Origin of the sequence: Pseudomonas sp. 2822-17 (assembly GCF_002742485.1) — a bacterium.
GTDB lineage: Bacteria > Pseudomonadota > Gammaproteobacteria > Pseudomonadales > Pseudomonadaceae > Aquipseudomonas > Aquipseudomonas cyclaminis.
The window spans coordinates 1-231 of record NZ_LJRZ01000964.1; the positions used below are offsets into that span (position 1 = coordinate 1).

At 41.6% G+C, this 231-nt stretch carries 1 protein-coding gene; it reads right to left on the minus strand.

From position 1 onward, the window contains the following. On the minus strand, positions 1–231 hold a 231-nt coding region (locus tag AOA60_RS31955), incomplete at both ends, for a BCCT family transporter (RefSeq protein ID WP_178075444.1).

A 231-nucleotide genomic window follows, 5' to 3' on the forward strand; every position in this document is an offset into this window, starting at 1 on the left:
TCGAAGTAGCACACTTGCAGTACCGGCAATAAGAAAGCCCCACACTACTTTAATGGAAAGTTTAGGATCTAAGCTTCCATCACTAGATAATGCAGCAAGCACGTAGGAAGCTGAGTCTGCAGAAGTAATGAAGAAGATGATGATTAAGAGTACTGCGAGAATACTCATGATAAAACCAAGTGGGAGTTCTGATAAAGTTACAAACAGTGCAACCTCCACATTACCTTGGAC